Annotated in this window: 9 protein-coding genes; 7 read left to right on the forward strand and 2 right to left on the reverse strand. The window is 41.7% G+C overall.

What is annotated here, in order from left to right:
• Positions 1-106: 106 nt before the first annotated feature.
• Both HMPREF9969_RS11660 and HMPREF9969_RS11665 read right to left on the reverse strand, forming a co-directional pair.
• Positions 107-604, reverse strand: a complete 498-nt coding sequence (locus HMPREF9969_RS11660) for an STM3941 family protein (RefSeq protein WP_009436013.1) — start codon at positions 602-604, stop codon at positions 107-109.
• 101 nt (positions 605-705) lie between these two features.
• The gene (locus HMPREF9969_RS11665; RefSeq protein WP_009436054.1) at positions 706-2,904 is read right to left on the reverse strand and encodes a M3 family metallopeptidase; all 2,199 of its coding nucleotides are present in this window, start codon (positions 2,902-2,904) and stop codon (positions 706-708) included.
• Between the two features lie 173 nt (positions 2,905-3,077).
• Between HMPREF9969_RS11665 and HMPREF9969_RS11670 the strand changes: the two genes are divergently transcribed.
• The 7 genes from HMPREF9969_RS11670 (at position 3,078) to HMPREF9969_RS11700 (ending at position 18,157) form a co-directional block, all read left to right on the forward strand.
• Positions 3,078-3,464, forward strand: coding sequence for a YARHG domain-containing protein (locus HMPREF9969_RS11670; RefSeq protein ID WP_232212677.1), 387 nt, complete (start codon positions 3,078-3,080; stop codon positions 3,462-3,464).
• A gap of 333 nt (positions 3,465-3,797) precedes the next feature.
• A complete protein-coding gene (locus HMPREF9969_RS12305) occupies positions 3,798-9,401 on the forward strand; it encodes an alpha-2-macroglobulin family protein (protein ID WP_232212678.1) in 5,604 nt (1,867 codons plus the stop codon).
• A gap of 301 nt (positions 9,402-9,702) precedes the next feature.
• Positions 9,703-11,742 carry an ABC-F family ATP-binding cassette domain-containing protein gene (locus HMPREF9969_RS11680; RefSeq protein WP_009436053.1) on the forward strand — a complete coding sequence of 680 codons (2,040 nt, stop codon included), beginning with the start codon at positions 9,703-9,705 and terminating at the stop codon, positions 11,740-11,742.
• Positions 11,743-11,764: 22 nt separating this feature from the next.
• Entirely contained in the window at positions 11,765-13,798 is a 2,034-nt protein-coding gene (locus HMPREF9969_RS11685) for a M13 family metallopeptidase (RefSeq protein ID WP_009436060.1), read from the forward strand.
• Between the two features lie 299 nt (positions 13,799-14,097).
• Positions 14,098-14,991 carry a homoserine O-succinyltransferase gene (metA, locus tag HMPREF9969_RS11690; protein ID WP_009436048.1) on the forward strand — a complete coding sequence of 298 codons (894 nt, stop codon included), beginning with the start codon at positions 14,098-14,100 and terminating at the stop codon, positions 14,989-14,991.
• Between the two features lie 59 nt (positions 14,992-15,050).
• Positions 15,051-17,027: a peptidase U32 family protein gene (locus HMPREF9969_RS11695; RefSeq protein ID WP_009436069.1), complete on the forward strand. Its 1,977-nt coding sequence runs from the start codon at positions 15,051-15,053 to the stop codon at positions 17,025-17,027.
• Positions 17,028-17,068: 41 nt separating this feature from the next.
• Positions 17,069-18,157: a zinc ribbon domain-containing protein gene (locus tag HMPREF9969_RS11700; RefSeq protein WP_036895745.1), complete on the forward strand. Its 1,089-nt coding sequence runs from the start codon at positions 17,069-17,071 to the stop codon at positions 18,155-18,157.
• Positions 18,158-18,247 lie beyond the last annotated feature (90 nt).

The following is an 18,247-nucleotide window of genomic DNA, read 5'->3' on the forward strand; positions in this document are numbered from 1 at the left end:
CAGCTCCTCCCGAAGGGAGGAGGGCTTGAATAGTGAAGTGGATATTGTCTTTTAGCAGATAGGAGTAATCACCCCTCCTCCCTTCGGGAGGAGTAGGAGGTGGGTATTAATTATGTTTTGCCAACTTCTGTTTGCATAATGCAAGTGCTTCTTCAGCTCGCCCATCCATCATATAGGCAGGGAAGGAGTAGAGGGCGTTGATAGTCTTGAGTTTATACTCCATAGTCTTGCGTTTTATCCATGAAGATTCGTTTGCGATAACCTTTTCAGGGTCTTTCATTTGAATGGTTATCAACCTGTTACCTTTAAAACGTATTAGGGAGAAGTCGGCAATCTCGTTCCATAATATTTCCTCAGCTCCCCAGATAGAGATACCTCTATCGGTAAATTCTATTTCTTTCTTATGGTTTATGAGAAGTTTTACCTTTTTATAAGCCATAAACAAACCGACACCACCAAAGAAGATGATGGAGAGGATGCCAGCAACTCTTAGTTTCCAAAGGGAATACATTGTTGTGGTGTCATCTATGGTAAGAAGCCATACGCCCAAGATGGTAAACGCGATACAACCTAAGTAGGCAAGGATTTTCTTTGTTTGATTCATATTCTATTGTTTAATATTCTTCATGCTCAATCCCACGCATTTGCGACGCTTATCGACTTCGATAACACAGCATTACTGATGGAGGCGGTTGAGGGAGACTTTTACATCCCCCTTGCCTTCAATAAAGCCTTTGTATTAGGTGCTTTCAAACCTGTAAAATCGGAGAAGATTGTCATTAGATCTCGAGTGTTTCCACGTGAGAGAATCTTCTGTCGGAAGTCGTCACCCACCTTGCGTGTTAATGCTCCATGTTCAGCAAAATAGTCAGCAATATTTACTGCTAATACCTCACTCCATAGATAGCTATAATAACCAGCCGCATAGCCTCCACCCCAGATATGGTTGAAGTAAGAAGTGGAATAGCGTGGTGGAATTTGATTGTTCAGTAGACCAATCTCTGACAATACTTTCTTTTCAAATTCTGGTGCTTCTTGAGCCGTCGGCACTTCAGAAGATGAGAGGCAATGCCAAGCCATGTCTAAGCAAGTAGCTGCAAGATTCTCACCCAACGAATAAGCTGAAAGGAAATTGAGTGAACCGAGCATCTTCTCACGCAAAGCATCAGGCATTGGTTCGTTGGTTTTGTAATGACGTGCATAGTGATTGAATACTTCTGGAATGCTGGCGAACGACTCATTGAATTGTGATGGCATTTCAACGAAATCACGTGACACGGCAGTACCACTCAATGTATTATATTTACAATTAGAAAGCATACCATGCAAAGCGTGTCCAAATTCGTGGAACATTGTTTGAGTCTCATCCCACGTTAAAAGCGTTGGTTGACCCTCAGGTGCTTTCGCAAAGTTACATACATTATAAATTAATGGTTTTTGATTTCTATCTGAACTTTGTTTGAGGAAAGCACTCATCCATGCACCACCTCGTTTTGTTGGACGACGGAAGTAATCGCAATAGAATAAAGCTAATTGCTTACCATCAGCATCAAGCACGTCAAACACTTTCATATCCTTGTTATAAGTAGGGATATCTTTACGCTCACGGAAGCTAAGACCATAGACACGATGAGCGGCATAGAAGATACCATTCACAAGCACTGAATCAAGGTTGAAGTAAGGCTTCACGTCATCATCTGAAAAGCTATACTGGTCCTTCTTCATCTTTGCCGAATAATAGAAGCGGTCGTAAGGTTGGAGAGAAGTTGATGAGTTGATAGGTTGACAGGTTGACGAGTTACTTGCATTGACTTGCTCACTTGTCAACTTGTTCACTTGTCTATTCATATACTCTTCAATCGCCTTTGTTTGCGCCTCTGACTTTGGTTGATAAGCCTCAATCATCTGACGGAGAAAAGCATATACATTGTCTGTATTTTTCGCCATCGTATTCTCCAACGAATAAGATGCATAATTCTTATAACCCATTAGTTGAGCCTTCTCTGCACGCAAGCGAGCAATCTTTACAATGATAGGGAATGTGTTGTAAGCCCCTGTGCCATCCGTGCGATGGATAGACGCATTATAAACACGCTCACGCAGATTACGATTATCAAGACTAGCAAGGATTGGTTGTTGGGTGGTATTTGTAATTACAATACAATAAGGCGCTTTCCCTCCACGACTCTCTGCATCCTTCTTGCATTGGGCAATATCAGCCTCGCTCAATCCTGATAGCTCTTTGATATCGTTGACCCATACAGTGGCCTCGTTTCCAGCTTTGGGTAACATATCACCAAACTCTTGTTGGAGTGTGGCTAACTCCTTATTAATCTCCTGCATACGAGCCATCTTCTCTTTTGGAAGTAAAGCCCCAGCATGAGTAAAACTTTTATAAACCTCTTCCAGTAGTTTCTTGTCTTCTCCCGTGAGCTTTGTGTACTCATGGTCGTAAACATATTTCACACGTTGAAAGAACTTCTGATTAAATTTAATCTCATTCTCAAAGTCGGTCATCAATGGAACGATAGTTCCTTGCGCTTTTTCTATTTCGGGTGTCTTATCAGCTGACACCAATGCATAGAAAATATTTGATATACGCTCTAGGTTTTTTCCACTCCGTTCATAAGCCAATATGGTGTTAGTGAAGGTTGGCTTTTGCTTATTATCTGTAATTTTTTTTATCTCAGCCCTCTGTTCATCAATCGCCGTGCGAATAGCTGGAAGATAATCATTCCCCTTGATTTTACTGAAATCAGGGGCATTGAAAGGTAATGTACTCTGTTTCATAAGTGAATTACTAACAATCTGTGCACTATGCGCCTTCGACGTTTGTGCTTGCCCTGTAAGAGCCGTACAAACAAGCCCTACGGCAATCATCACATTCTTTAAGTTCTGTTTCATTTTACATAGGTGTTAGGTGTTTATATCCGCAAAGATACGATTAATAATGCAAGTAAACAAGTATTCGAGTTGTTAACTCGCTCACTTGTCTACTCGTTTACTTATTCACTCGTTTACTTGTTATTTTCAAATAAAATATTTATATTTGTGCAGTCATCAAAATAAACGTAATTATGAAAGCAAAATTATTTAGAAAAGTATTCTTCATGGTATCCTTCTGTTTGTTATCATTAAGCGCAATGGCTCAGATACCATCTATTCCAAGACGCACAACAACCTATCGTAATTATCAACCAGGTGTTGTTTGGGGAACGCAATACGATTACTTGTCTTTACGTTATGTTACTTATAACGACATCGCATATCTTGATCGTGGTCAGATAAGAGTTTTGAAGAACTCTATTTATGCGCGTCATGGTCGTCGATTCCAAGACGCTCGTCTTCGTAGATATTTCCTTTCTCAATCATGGTATCGACCAACGAAGAATGAGGTTAGTCCACGAGAATTGAATAAGTTTGAGAAGGCTAACATCGCATATCTATTGAAATACGAGCAATAGACCATTGAGCTTTGACCTTTTAAGCATTGAACTTGGAACATTGCTTTTAAAGCATTGTGTCATTGCTTTTTAGGTATTGTATCATTGATCTTTGAGCATTGTATCAATTACCTTTGTGTATTGAATCATTGACCTTTAAAGTTCAATGCTCCAAGTCTTGTGTTTTCAAAATCTGTCATAACAATATGTTCTTTTGTCATTCTGTCTAAAAACATCATTTTGTCTAAAATTATAATCTGTCATAACAATATGTTCTTTTGTCATTCTGTCTAAAAACGTCATTCTGTCTAAGTAATCTTATTTTGAAATTTTATTTACTCAAATAACCATAAGATGAGAAGGATTATAAGCTTATTGATACCCCTTTTGATGTTCTCTTCTCTCGGTCTAAGAGCACAGAAGATTGAACAAATGTGGAATAATGCGCAAAGTATTGCACAAAGTAAACCACAGGATGCAATACGAGCGTATGACGATTTAATGCTAAAAGCTGAACAAGAAAAACGATATGACATCCTTCTGAATGCTGGCGTTGAACGCCGTATGGTGACGATGAATTGGGCTCCAGATAGTCTCTTGCCTTATGCCGAACGATTGAAAAAACGTGAAGCACTTGTGCGTAGAAATGAGCCTGTGCTCTCCTCCATTTATAGTACATTACTTTGTGCATTGGGGCAAAGTGATAGCCCTGATGGACAAGCGTATGCTCAACTCGCTTTGGCTCATCCTGAACTCTTGGCGCACACACGTGTGAAAACAAAGGGGAATACGATTGACAAGTATTTTCATTATGATCTCTTGCATATAATAGGCTATACTTTGGGTGATTTCTCCACGCTCAATTCTTATTATTCGCGTGTAGGTAATCGACCAGCCACCTTCTTTACATCCCTAGAGATGTTAAAACAAAATGCGCCAACGGATAAAGCCAGTCTTTTAAAGTCAAATTATCTTCACCAGTTAGATTCTCTTGCACAAGCTTATCATGATATTAAGGAGGGGGCTGAGGCGTCAATCCTCTATTGTCAGCTCCAGCGAGAATACGGACTTGTGAATGATAGTGTTTTACTGGCTAATGCCGAGCGAGCCATTCGTCAGTGGACTTCTTATCCTCGTGTCAATATTCTTCGACAAATGGTATCTGACATGACACGTTCCTCTCTATCTCTTGCCCAAGAGCGTTCTCTTTGGTCTACTGATGAAGAGAGAACGCTTACGTTGGCGTATAAGAATGTAAACAATGTAAAGGTAGTTGTAAGAAAAATTAAAGAGAAGAATCTTAATTGGGAAGACAATGATATAGACGATATGGTGGAGAATGAAACGATACATAGTAGGAAATGCTTTTCACAAACATATAATTTGACAAATACCAATCGTTTACGTCAGTATCGAGACGAAATTAAATTACCAAAACTCAAGGCTGGTATGTATCTTCTTGAATTGAAGACTGATCCTAAGACGATAGGTGAGCGAACAATGTTCTTCGTTAGTGACATTCGATTGATGAGCCTTCCACAAGCTGGTGATACACTTCGTTTGGCAATCGTGCGAGCAAAAGACAATCAGCCCATTCACAATGCTTCTATCCAGTTGGATAAGGGTAAACCGATAGCCGTAAATGGTCAGGGCGAATTACGTCTCTATGATTATGAAGATTCCACCTCCTTATATGTTATTACGCCAGAAGGCTCTCACCTTCCTCCCATTGATGTGGACCGATTGAGTGATTATGATCTTGACAAAGCAGATACCACCCGCATGAATATTTTTCTTGACAGAGGAGTCTATCGACCTGGTCAGATTGTCCACGTGGGGGTTATACGTCATCAAATAAATCATACAAAAACAAAGGCTTGGAGTAATGCACTTACAAAACTATACTTGCGTAATCCACAAGGAGAAATTCTTGATTCTGTCAGTATTTTTACGGATGATTATGGCACGGCACACACCTCCTTCACCTTACCTAATAAAACGCTCAATGGTGCTTATACGATAGGGGAAGGGTGGAATGTGGCTTCCTTTCGTGTGGAAGAATACAAACGCCCCACATTCACCATTGAAATTTCCAAACCAACAATGCGCTATGCTTTAGGCGATAGTATCACGCTAGAAGGTAAGGCTCAAAACCTGATGGGCGAACCTGTAAGACGTGCGAGGGTGGTTGTAAATAGAACCTATCTATCTAATACAAAGCCAGATACACTCTTTACTGATAACAGAGGGCAATTCTTGATTCCAATGAAACTCGATAGTTCAGTAAGAACAGGTGTGTCACGTAATTTCTTCTCAATCAATGGTACGATTACTGATGGAACTGGTGAACAACAGACGTTTAATTACACCGTCTATACCGATGACAAACGGGCTCATCTTACGATTCAATCAGATGGCGATTATCGAGTAGAACTTCATCACTTGCCCCAACTCTGTTTCTTACTTACAAACAGGTGTGGAGTATTACAGAAAGGTCGAGTTAAGTATTGGTTGAAAGGCTATGAAAGTGATGTTCAATCTTGTGAGACCAGTGATACATATACATTGAAACCTTCGGACAAATCTGATAATCATTCTGTCGGTGTTATCACCCTACCTTTGCCTGCAAATGTAAAGAAAGGTCGGAATGAGCTCATAGCGACTTGTGAAGGTGATACGGCTCGTTATTCGTTCATTCTCTTTGATGAAAATGATAAGCGTCCGTGTGAAGAGATGAATGGGTGGTTCTATGCCACAGGCTCTGATTTTGGAGAAGGTGATAATTCTTCTGTAAAAGTTTATGTCGGCACGAGCAAGAGAAATATCCACGTGCTTTATTCCATCTTTACCCCTGAAAAAACATTAGAAAATGGAACCTTAGAATTGAGCGATACCATCGTCAGTCGCACATTTAATTATCGTCCAGAATATGGAGATGGTATGACCATTTGTTATGCTTACTATGTAGAGGGTCAATTCCTTAGTTTTTATCAAACGATTAATCGTCGGCTCGATGATAAAAATTTGAATCTCTCATGGACCACTTTCCGTGATAGACTCGTGCCAGGAGATAAAGAAACATGGACGCTGAAAGTTTCTACCCCCGATGGTCACCCTGTGCGTGCCCAGTTAATGGCGACACTTTATGACAGGGCTTTAGATAGGATTGCCGAGAATCAATGGAAGTTTTCATTGGGTGATCGACTCACCGAGGTTCGTGCCGAATGGTTAGGAATGGACAAGCTATTATCCTATTATATGAGCACTTATTCTCACTCACCCTCAATCACTTACAATTATCCTTCCTTAGATATGGGACTGGCTGGAGGTGCAAAAATTATCGTTGAAGGTAAGGTTGTTGGTGAAGATGGAGAACCCATCATAGGGGCGACTGTCATGTCATGCGAGCGAAATGGATTAGGCACTGTGACCGACATTGACGGGCATTACCGATTGAAGGTGCACTATGGCGAGACGCTTCAGTTCTCATACATTGGTATGCAGAGTGTTGTGCGCAAGGTCTATGGTTCACGATTGGATATGACCATGAAAGAAAACAGTGACCAACTCCAGGAGGTAGTTGTTAGAGGTTATAGCTCTGTGAAGAAAGAATCTCTTACAGGAAGTGTGACTGTTATAAAGAATGTTTCCTCCCTTTATGGCTCACGTGCCCCCATTTCTCCTATATATATCCCAGAAGAAAGGACAAGCTCTACTTTGACTCTTTCCCCTGAAGAATTACAACATTTGACCAACCTTCCGATAAGAAAGAATTTTACGGAACTAGCCTTCTTCTATCCTAATTTGATGAGCGATACAGAGGGGAATTTCACGCTCAATTTCACCTTACCAGAGAGTGTTACCTCTTGGCAATTCATGGGCTTGGCACATACCCAAGACATGAAGTATGGATTGATTCGCTCAGCAATATTGGCTCGTAAACACCTGATGGTTCAAACTAACCTCCCTCGATTCATTCGAATAGGAGATAAGGCAAGTATGAGTGCGAAAATATTTAACGTGTCAGATAAAAATATAGATGGAAAAGCCACCCTCCTCCTCCTCAATGCAGAGAATGAGAAGGTCATCTATTCAGAGACACAAGCCTTCCAACTGAAGAGTGATAGTACGCAGGTGGTAAGTTTTTCTTATATCCCAGCAATGAATAATACGCCCTCCTTGCTCGTTTGTAAAGTGATTGTGACGGATGGAAAAATGAGTGATGGCGAACAGCATTATCTCCCTGTGTTAGATAATAAAGAACTCATTACACAAGCAATTCCTTTTACACTTGTTGGTAATGAAAAACTGACACTCCACCCCCATCAGCTCTTCCCGACAAATAGTGAGCATAAGGGTATCTATCCTTGTTTGCGGGTGGAATATACAAAGCATCCCGAGACAATGATTATTGATGCCTTACACGCTTACACTCACCCTGTGGATGGATGTGCGATTTGTCAGGCTATGGCGTATTATACGACAAGGCTGGGGCATGAATTGGCAAAGGCTCATCCAAGTTTGTTTGAGGTGAGCGATAGTGTGGAAAGAAAACATCTTATATCAAATCTTGAAAAAAATGAAGAATTAAAATCCCTGTCTTTACAAGAAACTCCGTGGACTTTGACGGCAAAAAAAGAAACCGAACAGAAGTTGGCTTTAGTTGATTTCCTAAACGAATCAAAGCTATCGGAATATGAGAAAGACTTGACAGAACGATTGCGTGAACTCCAACAATCAGATGGCTCATGGGCTTGGTTTAAGGGAATGTCGGGTAATCGGTGGGTCACTGAGACCGTCATGGAACTTCTTGTTCGCCTTAACGCTATGATTGGGCACCAGCGAACTATTGATGAGATGATGGAGAAAGGTTTTCATTATTTAGGACAGGGGAAGACCGACTTAGAGGAACTTTACCTACGTGCATTAGATGGGCGTGGCTCAAAGGAGACGCTCACAAAACACAGTAAAAAACTTATACGGAGTTTAAAGAAAAACGTCTCCACGTATGATATCTATTCGTTGGCACAATCAGCCATCCTTCTTTATCACTATGGTGAGCAAAAAGAAGCCCGCCAGCTTGTAGAGACGTTGAAGCAATACACGGTTTATGACCAACTCAAAGGACGTTATTATGATAGTCAGCGTGCTGGGTATTCATGGCTTGATTACAAGATTCCGTCCCACGTGTCGGCTCTTGAAGCCCTACAAATGATAACGCCAGAAGATCGTCTTACGATTGCCCAAATGAAACAATGGCTCTTGCAGGAAAAGCGCACACAATACTGGTTGACGACCATCAATAGTGCGAATGCAATCTACGCCTTCTTGAATGGAAAATCTCTTACAGATGCTCCTACGTTTAGAGATACAGAAACGCATATTTTCAGTGCTGATAAATTGAACGGAATAAGAGATATTTCTTTGTCAGGTGAGGGACGATTATGGTTGAATGATAAATATAATGGAACAGAATTAGCGTCTGATTCTCAATCTGTTTCACCTACTCATATCAGCTTTGGAGCCCTTTATTTTCAATCCATTCAATCCGTCAAGGACATAAAAGCCCCGAAGGGCGAATTGCAGGTCAAGCGAGAAATCATCCCCTTACAAGCTGGGGCTTTACAGGTGGGGAGTCATGTAAAAGTGCGCATAACGCTTACTAGTACGCGAGATCTCGATTTTGTACAAATTATTGATAAGCGTGCCGCTTGTATGGAACCTGTTGATAAGACGAGTGGGTATCGTTATGGTAGAGATTGTTCTTATTATTTAGATGTCAAAGATAATTGCACTAACTTGTTTATCGGAATGTTACCCAAGGGCGTGCATGTAATAGAACAGGAGTATTATCTTGATCGTTCAGGAACTTATACGACGGGCACCATCACGGCTCAATGTGCATACGCCCCAGAGTTTATCAGTACGGAGAAAGGCTTACAATTCAGTGTGTTCTGAGTGGAGATAAAATACGTTAATATGGAGAGAAAACAGTCTGATACTTATTCAGTGCTTTCATTTGAAATAATATGTTGTAATCTATATTCATTGTATGATGTTTTCCGATAGTATTTCATACTCTAATTAAATGGTATTAAGCCTCTTTTGATTACAAGGAAAGTCTCTCTTTGATTGGAAGAAATACCCTTTAATATTATTCCTTGTATGTAGATAGAATGCAATGTTTTGTCATCTTGCATTTTTAGTTCTCAGAAATATATATTATCTTTGCAAAGAACATTTAGGAAAGAGATTAGAAATGATATCAATAGACGGACTGACGGTGGAATTTGGCGTGAAGCCCTTGTTTAAGGATGTTTCATTCGTCATCAATGAACGAGATAGGATAGCCTTAGTTGGAAAGAATGGTGCTGGAAAATCGACGATGTTGAAAATCTTGTGTGGTCTTCAGAAACCAACAAGTGGTGCTGTATCAGTACCCAATGATTTGACGATTGGATACCTGCCACAGGTGATGAAACTTTCTGACGATACAACGGTGAAGGAGGAGACACGTAAGGCTTTCGCTGATAAGACAAAGATGGAGGAGAAGCTCAAGAAGATGGAGCAGGAGATGGCCGAGCGTACTGACTATGAGAGTGATAGCTATGCCGAACTCGTTGAACGCTTTACGACTGAGCACGAACGCTATATGATGATGGGAGGCGAGAATTATGAGGCAGAGATTGAACGCACTTTGACAGGTTTAGGTTTTACACGTGATGATTTTGATCGTCCTACACGTGAGTTCTCTGGTGGATGGCGTATGCGTATTGAATTGGCGAAGATTCTTCTCCGTCGTCCAGACGTACTCCTACTGGATGAGCCAACGAACCACCTTGATATCGAGTCTATCCAATGGTTGGAACAATTCCTTGCACAGAGTGCCAAGGCGGTTGTCCTTGTGAGCCACGACCGAGCATTTGTCAATAATGTTACGAATCGTACACTGGAGATAACCTGTGGGCATGTGGAAGACTATCGTGTGAAGTATGACGAATATCTCGTGCTTAGAAAAGAGCGTCGTGAACAACAGCTTCGTGCGTATGAGAACCAACAGAAGGAGATTGCCGATACAAAGGCATTTATTGAGCGTTTCCGTTATCAAGCCACCAAAGCCGTACAGGTTCAACAACGCATTCGTCAGTTGGAGAAGATTGTGCCAATAGAAGTGGACGAGGTGGATAATTCAGCTATGCGTCTGAAGTTTCCTCCTTGTCTGAGAAGTGGAGATTATCCAATCATTGCTGAAGGCTTAGGGAAGACTTATCCCAATAGATTGCATAGTGATGGACCAGGTCAGACAGTGTTTGAGGGGGTCGACCTTATTATTAAACGAGGAGAGAAAGTGGCTTTCGTCGGTAAGAATGGTGAAGGTAAGTCTACTTTTGTGAAGTGTATTATGGGCGAGATTCCTTTTGATGGTACGCTGAAGATAGGTCATAACGTACAAATCGGTTATTTCGCACAGAATCAGGCACAATTATTAGATGAGAACCTTACGATCTATGAAACGATTGATAGGGTCGCCACAGGCGATATGCGTCTGAGGATAAACGACTTGCTCGGTGCATTCATGTTCGGTGGAGAGACGTCGGAGAAGTATGTCAAAGTACTTTCGGGAGGTGAGCGTTCACGCTTGGCGATGATCAAACTCTTGCTTGAGCCTGTGAATCTTCTTATCCTTGATGAGCCTACCAATCACCTTGATATCGCCTCAAAGGAAGTGTTGAAGGAAGCCATCAAAGCCTTTGATGGTACGGCAATTATCGTGAGTCACGATCGTGAGTTCCTCGATGGATTGGTAAGTAAGGTCTATGAGTTTGGTGGAGGTAAGGTGAAAGAGCATTTAGGGGGAATATATGATTGGTTGAAAAGCCCTCTCCAGCTCCCTCCAGCCCCCTCCAGCTCCCCCGAAAGGGGGAGAGCCCCAATTCGCACATTGGAGGATAAGCAAGGCGATCATTACAAATCTTCAGCAAATAGGGCTCCCCTCCTTTCGGAGGGGGCGGGGGAGGCTTCTTCCCTTTCGGAGGCTTCTGGTGAGTCCTTATCTTACGCTGAACGCAAAGAGATACAGAAGAAGATTCGTAAGGCTCAACGTGCTGTGGAGGAATCCGAAAGCAAGATTGCCAAGTTGGAGGCACGTAAGAAAGAATTGGATGATCTATTGATGACACCAGAAAATGCCTCGAACATGGAGCTTGTGACAGAATACACCAGTCTTCAGCGTGAACTCGATGAGGAGAATGAACGATGGCTCATACTGTCGGAAGAGTTGGAAACTCTGAGGCTTTAATTTTATTAAAAATATTTTTACTATGCGTATCAAAAAACTTTTACCAATGATGCTCCTTGCATCTGTCCCCTTTATTGCTATGGCACAGGGTCAGGCAGGTATCAAGGCTGAAAATCTTGACAAGTCGGTACGTCCGGCTGATGATTTCTTTACGTTTGCCACAGGTGGATGGCAAAAGCTCAATCCCCTTCCTGGCGCTTTCTCACGCTTTGGTTCGTTCGACCAATTACAGGAGAACAATAACAAGCGGATTAACACAATCCTTACAGACTTGCTCAAAAAGCAGGGCAAGGAAGGTTCGGTAGAGAGAAAGTTAGGCGATTTCTATAAGCTCGCTATGGATTCGGTTCGTCGTAATAAGGAAGGCGTAAGCCCTGTTAAACCTCTGTTGGACGAGATGGAGAATGCAAAAACGTTGACCGATCTTCGCAATCTTCAGATTAAGTATGCCACTTTTGGATATGGTGTACCTTTTGGATATGGTTTTGATGCCGACCAAAAGAATGCTAAACAGAACATATTAAATCTTGGTCAAGGAGGTTTAACACTTGGTCAGAAGGAATATTATCTGGATAATGATAAAGCCACGAGCGAGATTCGTAATGCTTATCGCCAGTTTATTGTCAATATGTTCCGACTCTTTGGATTCTCTGACACACAGGCTCAGGCACGTCGTGATGCCATTATGCGTTATGAAACAATGTTAGCTTTGATTTCAAAAAGTAATACAGAATTACGTGATGTTGAGGCAAATTACAACAAGATGACGCTTGATGAGTTCAAGGAGAAATATCCTAATCTTCCTCTGGAATCATTGGCAAATGCTGAAGGTATACAGAGTAAGGACATTCAAACAATGGTGGTTGGACAACCCTCATTCTTCGCTGGCGTTGATAAACTGGCATCTACTGGTAATGCAGATGAACTCCGTGCACGAATGGAATGGGATGCAATCTTATCATCAGCTAATTGTTTGAGCGATAATGTACGTGCTGAATATTTCAACTTCTTTAGTAAGACCATGCGTGGAACCAAGGAGGATTATCCTCGTTGGAAACGTGCCACACGACAAGTGGAAGAACAAATGGGCGAGCCACTCGGACGTATATATTGTGAGCGTTATTTCCCAGCGTCAAGTAAGAAACGTATGGAGGAATTAGTTAAAAACTTGCAGGTGAGCCTTGCCGAGCGTATTAAAGCACAGGATTGGATGAGTGAGCCAACAAAGAAAGCCGCTCTTGAGAAGCTCTCTACCTTCTATGTGAAGGTGGGTTATCCTAACAAGTGGAAAGATTTGAGTAAACTTACAATAGATCCGTCAAAGTCTTTTTATGATAACGTTCAAGCATGCCGTAAGTTCTGGGCTAATGTGACTATTCAAGAGAAAGCTGGTAAGCCTGTTGATAAGGATGAATGGTTGATGACCCCACAAACGGTGAATGCTTATTATAATCCTACGACAAATGAGATTTGTTTCCCAGCAGGTATTCTTCAGTATCCATTCTTTGACCCTAAGGCCGATGATGCCTTCAATTATGGAGCCATCGGTGTGGTGATTGGACATGAGATGACGCACGGATTTGATGATCAAGGACGCCATTATGATAAGGATGGTAATATGACAGACTGGTGGACAGAAGAGGACGGAAAGAACTTTGAGGCTCGTACAGGAAAGTATGCTGACTTCTTCAGTGCTATTAAGGTTTTGCCTGATCTTCATGCGAATGGTAAGCTCACATTAGGTGAGAATCTAGCTGACCATGGTGGTCTTGAGGTGGCTTTCAATGCTTTCGAGAAGACGCCAGAAGCCAAGAAAGGTAAGGTTATCATGGGCTTTACTCCAGAACAACGTTTCTTTATTGCTTATGCAGGTGTATGGGCAAACAATATTACAGAGGCCGAGATTCGTAGTCGTGTGAAGAGTGATCCTCACTCTCTTGGCGAGTGGCGTGTGAATGGCGCTCTTCCTCATATCAATGCGTGGTATAAGGCGTTCGGTGTGAAGGAGGGCGATAAGCTCTTCATCCCAGAGAATGAACGTCTGAAACTTTGGTAAACGAAACTTGTGATATAAGTTTATGTAGGGCATACGTATCGTTTGCTCATATTAAAACGTAATAGACTCAGTCCCCTCCAATCAGAGGGGACTTCTTTACTTAAAGAAGGCTTTATGAAATGTGAATAAATACGGACGTTTGCTTCCTATTTTATTCGTGGTTTTATATTATTTAATCTCTCTTGTTTCCCTTATTTGTCTGATGTATTTGTTCAATTGGTAATTAATCACTATCTTTGTATCTGATTTTTCGTAAGTGATATAGGAGTAGGTAAACTCCTAATAGAAGAACAGGATTTATGCCATTAAGATTACCCGATGGACTTCCAGCCATAGACATATTAAAGCGTGAGCATATCAACATAGAGGATGGGCTTGTAAGGGAGGATGATTATCATCCACTTCGCATAGTCATACTCAATCTTATGCCATTTAAGATTACGACTGAAACTGATTTCATTCGCCTTCTTTCTAATAGTCCGCTATTGTTGGACATCAGTTTTATGAAGCTCAAGAGCCATACTTCCATCCATACGCCTGCGGAACATATCAATCGTTTCTATCATACGCTTGAAGAACTCAGCAAGGAGAAGATTGATGGTTTGATTATCACAGGAGCACCTGTTGAAGGAATGCCTTTCGAGGAGGTGGACTATTGGACAGAACTACAGGAGATATTTAATTGGGCTCGTGAGAATGTGCGTTCAACGCTTTACATCTGTTGGTCGGCACAAGCAGGACTCTATCACTTCTATGACATTCCGAAATATCCTCTATCAAAAAAGATGTTTGGAATCTTCCCTACGATTCCTTTAAAGCCTGAATTGCCTCTCTTTCGTGGTTTTGATGATGTCTTTCGTATGCCTCAGAGTCGTCATACAGAGATAAGACGTGAGGATATTGAGCGAGTTGATGACCTCGAAATCATTGCCGAATCAAAGGAGAGTGGGGTGTCTATTGTAAGGTCACGTAATAGGTATGAATTCTTTATCACAGGTCATTTGGAGTATGCCCCTGAAACATTAGATAGGGAGTATCATCGTGACCTTGGTAAGCGTGATGATGTAGAGATTCCAAAGCATTATTATCGTGAGGATGATCCAATGAAAGGTCCACTTGTCACTTGGCGTGCCCACGCTAACCTACTATTTATGAATTGGGTGAAGCTGATTGCCACCCCCTTTAGTGAGTAGAAGGGAAATAGAGTAGGGTTTTTTCTCAATATAATACCCCTTTAAAAGCGTAATCTATAATGATAAAAGATAAAAGTCATATTTATTCCTCTCATTTTACTTCTGGTATAGCTGGAGGGAGTCGCTCTATTGAACTCCTTGCACCAGCCAAGAATCTTGAATGTGGAATAGCCGCTATTGACCATGGAGCAGATGCCATATATATCGGTGCCTCTCGATTTGGGGCACGCCAATCGGCTGGTAATAGTGTTGAGGATATTGGTAAGTTATGCGAATATGCTCATCGTTATGGTGTCACGGTTCATGTGACCATCAATACGATTATTTATGATGAAGAGCTGGAAGAGACGCTTGCTTTAGTCCGTGAGTTGGTGAATGTTGGCGTTGATGCCTTCCTTTTGCAAGACATGGGATTGATGAGTAAGGTGAGGGAGATAGTGCCTGATACGATAGCCCTCCACGCCAGTACACAATGTGACACACGTACATGGGAGAAAGCCCAATGGTTGAGCGAGCAGGGTTTTGATCGCATAGTTTTGGCTCGAGAATTATCAGTTGAAGAAATCAGTGAGATACATAAACGTTTGCCCAATCTGGAGTTAGAGACCTTTGTGCATGGCGCATTATGCGTGAGTTATAGTGGAATCTGTTATGCCTCACAATATTGTTTTGGGCGTTCAGCCAATCGTGGTGCATGTTCTCAGTTCTGTCGTTTAGCGTTTGACTTGAAGGATTCAGACGGGAAAACCATAGAACACCAGCGTCATCTTCTCTCATTGAAGGATATGAGTCAGATAGATAATCTTGAGGCACTAATGCGTTCAGGGGCTTGTGCTTTTAAGATAGAGGGAAGACTGAAAGATATAAATTACGTAAAGAATGTGGTCTCGGCTTATAGCCAACGCATTGATGAGATTATCCGCCAACATCCTCGTGAGTTTCGTCGTGCCTCTTTAGGGCGTGTGGCTTATTCGTTTACGCCTAACCTAAAGAAGACCTTTAATCGTGGATATACGAGCTATTTCTTAAATGGTCGACAGGCTGATATCTTCTCCCCTGATACGCCAAAAGCCTTAGGCGAGTTTGTAGGTACGGTGAAGGAGATTAGACGTGATAGTTTCAATGTGGCTGGTACGTCAAGTTTTGCTAATGGTGATGGGTTGTGTTTCTTGGGGGGTGGTTTTCGTGTGAATCGAGCCGTGGGTAATCGCCTTTATCCCTACAAGATGCCACATGGCTTAAAGCCTGGTATGGCATTGTATCGTAATCAAGATCAAGCCTTTGATAAGGAGTTGAGTGGTACTACGGCTATCCGTAAAATACCTATTGTAATGACTTTCGGGCTTACGGATAATGGCTTTATATTAAAGGGGAAGCTCGTATCTGATGATAGTATGGAAGATACATTAAGTGCTGAAACACTTATTAGTTTCGATCATCAACAAGCCCAGAAACCTCAACATGATAATATCGTTCGTCAGTTGACCAAACTCGGAAACACGGCTTATGAATGCTCGGATGTTAGACTTGAAGATGGGGTGGAGCAATGCTTTATTCCTAGTAGTGTACTTGCTGATTTGCGTCGTGCATTGATAACAGAATTAGACAAGAAGATACAGGAAAGAAAGCGTATCACCATTCACAGAACGACAAGATTGGATAGTGATAAGGCGCAATCCTATAAGTTTGTGAGAGAGGCTAACCCTAGTCAATATCAGGCATTTCCTTACCTTTATAATATCTCTAACGATGTCGCCCGTAAGTTTTACGAACAACAAGGATTAACAAAACCCGATGAGGCTTTCGAGAATCAACACCCACAAGGCGTACAAGTGAAGCGTGGACAAGTGGAAGATGCCTTACTCATGCAATGCCGTCATTGTATTCGTTATTCGTTAGGCTATTGTGTGAAACGTGGAGGAAAGAAACCCACATGGCGTGAACCTCTCTACTTAGAGTTACCAGATAAGCGTCGTTTTCGTCTAGAGTTTGATTGTAAGGATTGCCAAATGAATATCCATCCAGACGTAGAGTAAGTGTGTTTCATCTAACCTTTAACCCCAAACATTCTCACAATATGCGAAGATATTATCCGATATTGATCGTCTTTCTGTTTAGTGTGACACTCATGATAACAGGCTGTTATCATAAGAAGACACCCTCTTCCTTCCGATTACCAGATAGTATTCAAGAGGCACAGATTACACGTAGATTAGAGGCTGGAGGCGACTCTCTTTCAAAGCAAAAAGATAGTACGGAGGATGATTGGCAAGGCTCTATAAGTGGGGCCGACTCGCTTTCTTTCCGTGTGAAACACCATTACTCGCAAGGCTTTAACTTTGTGGTCAGCTCAGATTCACTTATGCTTATACGCCAACAACCCGAAGAGGCCGTGAATCGAATGAAGACTGATTCGTTCGCCGTGCATGAGGGTAAGGGGATTGTTGTGGCTGATATTCGTATTCTTCCTGACGATAAGAATGATTCTGTATGGGTTCAGATAGCGACTGAAGATTACGCCTTTGGATGGATACATGAAGGGCGTCTTTTGAAGCAGGTAACCCCTGACGACCCCATATCCCAGTTTATCTCCACCTTCTCTAACATCCACTTGCTCATCTTTATGATTATTATTTCTATCATAGGTGTGGGCTATTTGGCACGTAAGATATTAAAGCGTAATGCGCATATTGTCCACTTCAATGACATCAATTCCTTCTATCCTACATTGCTAGCTGTAGTAGTGGCATTATCAGCGGCCTTCTATGCTAGCATACAACTTTTTGCCCCAGAAACGTGGAAGGAGTTCTATTTCCACCCATCGCTCAACCCGTTCTCCCAGCCCTTACTTCTTAATATCTTCCTGGGCTTAGTATGGGCAATGCTGATCATCGCCATAGCCACTATTGACGATGTGCGCCGTTTATTGAAGTCGGGTGATGCCATACTCTATCTTAGTGGATTATCCGCCGTATGTGCCGTTAATTATATCATCTTCTCCGTTCTCACCTTATATTACATAGGTTATATCCTACTTGTCGTTTATATCTATTATGCCTTTCGGATGTATTTACGAAGGAGTAGTGAGACTTATTATTGTGGGAATTGCGGGACTCGCTTACATCGTAAGGGGCGTTGTCCGCATTGTGGTGCGATGAATGAATAAGTTATCCTAATAAATTAGGATTGTGTGATATATATATTCTCTCTATCTTTGCAGAGTGAAATAATACTTAAACGTAAGAAAGCGAAAAAG

It is taken from the genome of Prevotella sp. oral taxon 306 str. F0472 (genome assembly GCF_000257925.1).
Lineage (GTDB): Bacteria > Bacteroidota > Bacteroidia > Bacteroidales > Bacteroidaceae > Prevotella > Prevotella vespertina.

Coding starts and splice junctions, on each gene's coding strand:
- HMPREF9969_RS11660 (WP_009436013.1), bottom strand. CDS start 604: ATGAATCAAACAAAGAAAATCCTTGCCTACTTAGGTTGTATCGCGTTT.
- HMPREF9969_RS11665 (WP_009436054.1), bottom strand. CDS start 2,904: ATGAAACAGAACTTAAAGAATGTGATGATTGCCGTAGGGCTTGTTTGT.
- HMPREF9969_RS11670 (WP_232212677.1), top strand. CDS start 3,078: ATGAAAGCAAAATTATTTAGAAAAGTATTCTTCATGGTATCCTTCTGT.
- HMPREF9969_RS12305 (WP_232212678.1), top strand. CDS start 3,798: ATGAGAAGGATTATAAGCTTATTGATACCCCTTTTGATGTTCTCTTCT.
- HMPREF9969_RS11680 (WP_009436053.1), top strand. CDS start 9,703: ATGATATCAATAGACGGACTGACGGTGGAATTTGGCGTGAAGCCCTTG.
- HMPREF9969_RS11685 (WP_009436060.1), top strand. CDS start 11,765: ATGCGTATCAAAAAACTTTTACCAATGATGCTCCTTGCATCTGTCCCC.
- metA (WP_009436048.1), top strand. CDS start 14,098: ATGCCATTAAGATTACCCGATGGACTTCCAGCCATAGACATATTAAAG.
- HMPREF9969_RS11695 (WP_009436069.1), top strand. CDS start 15,051: ATGATAAAAGATAAAAGTCATATTTATTCCTCTCATTTTACTTCTGGT.
- HMPREF9969_RS11700 (WP_036895745.1), top strand. CDS start 17,069: ATGCGAAGATATTATCCGATATTGATCGTCTTTCTGTTTAGTGTGACA.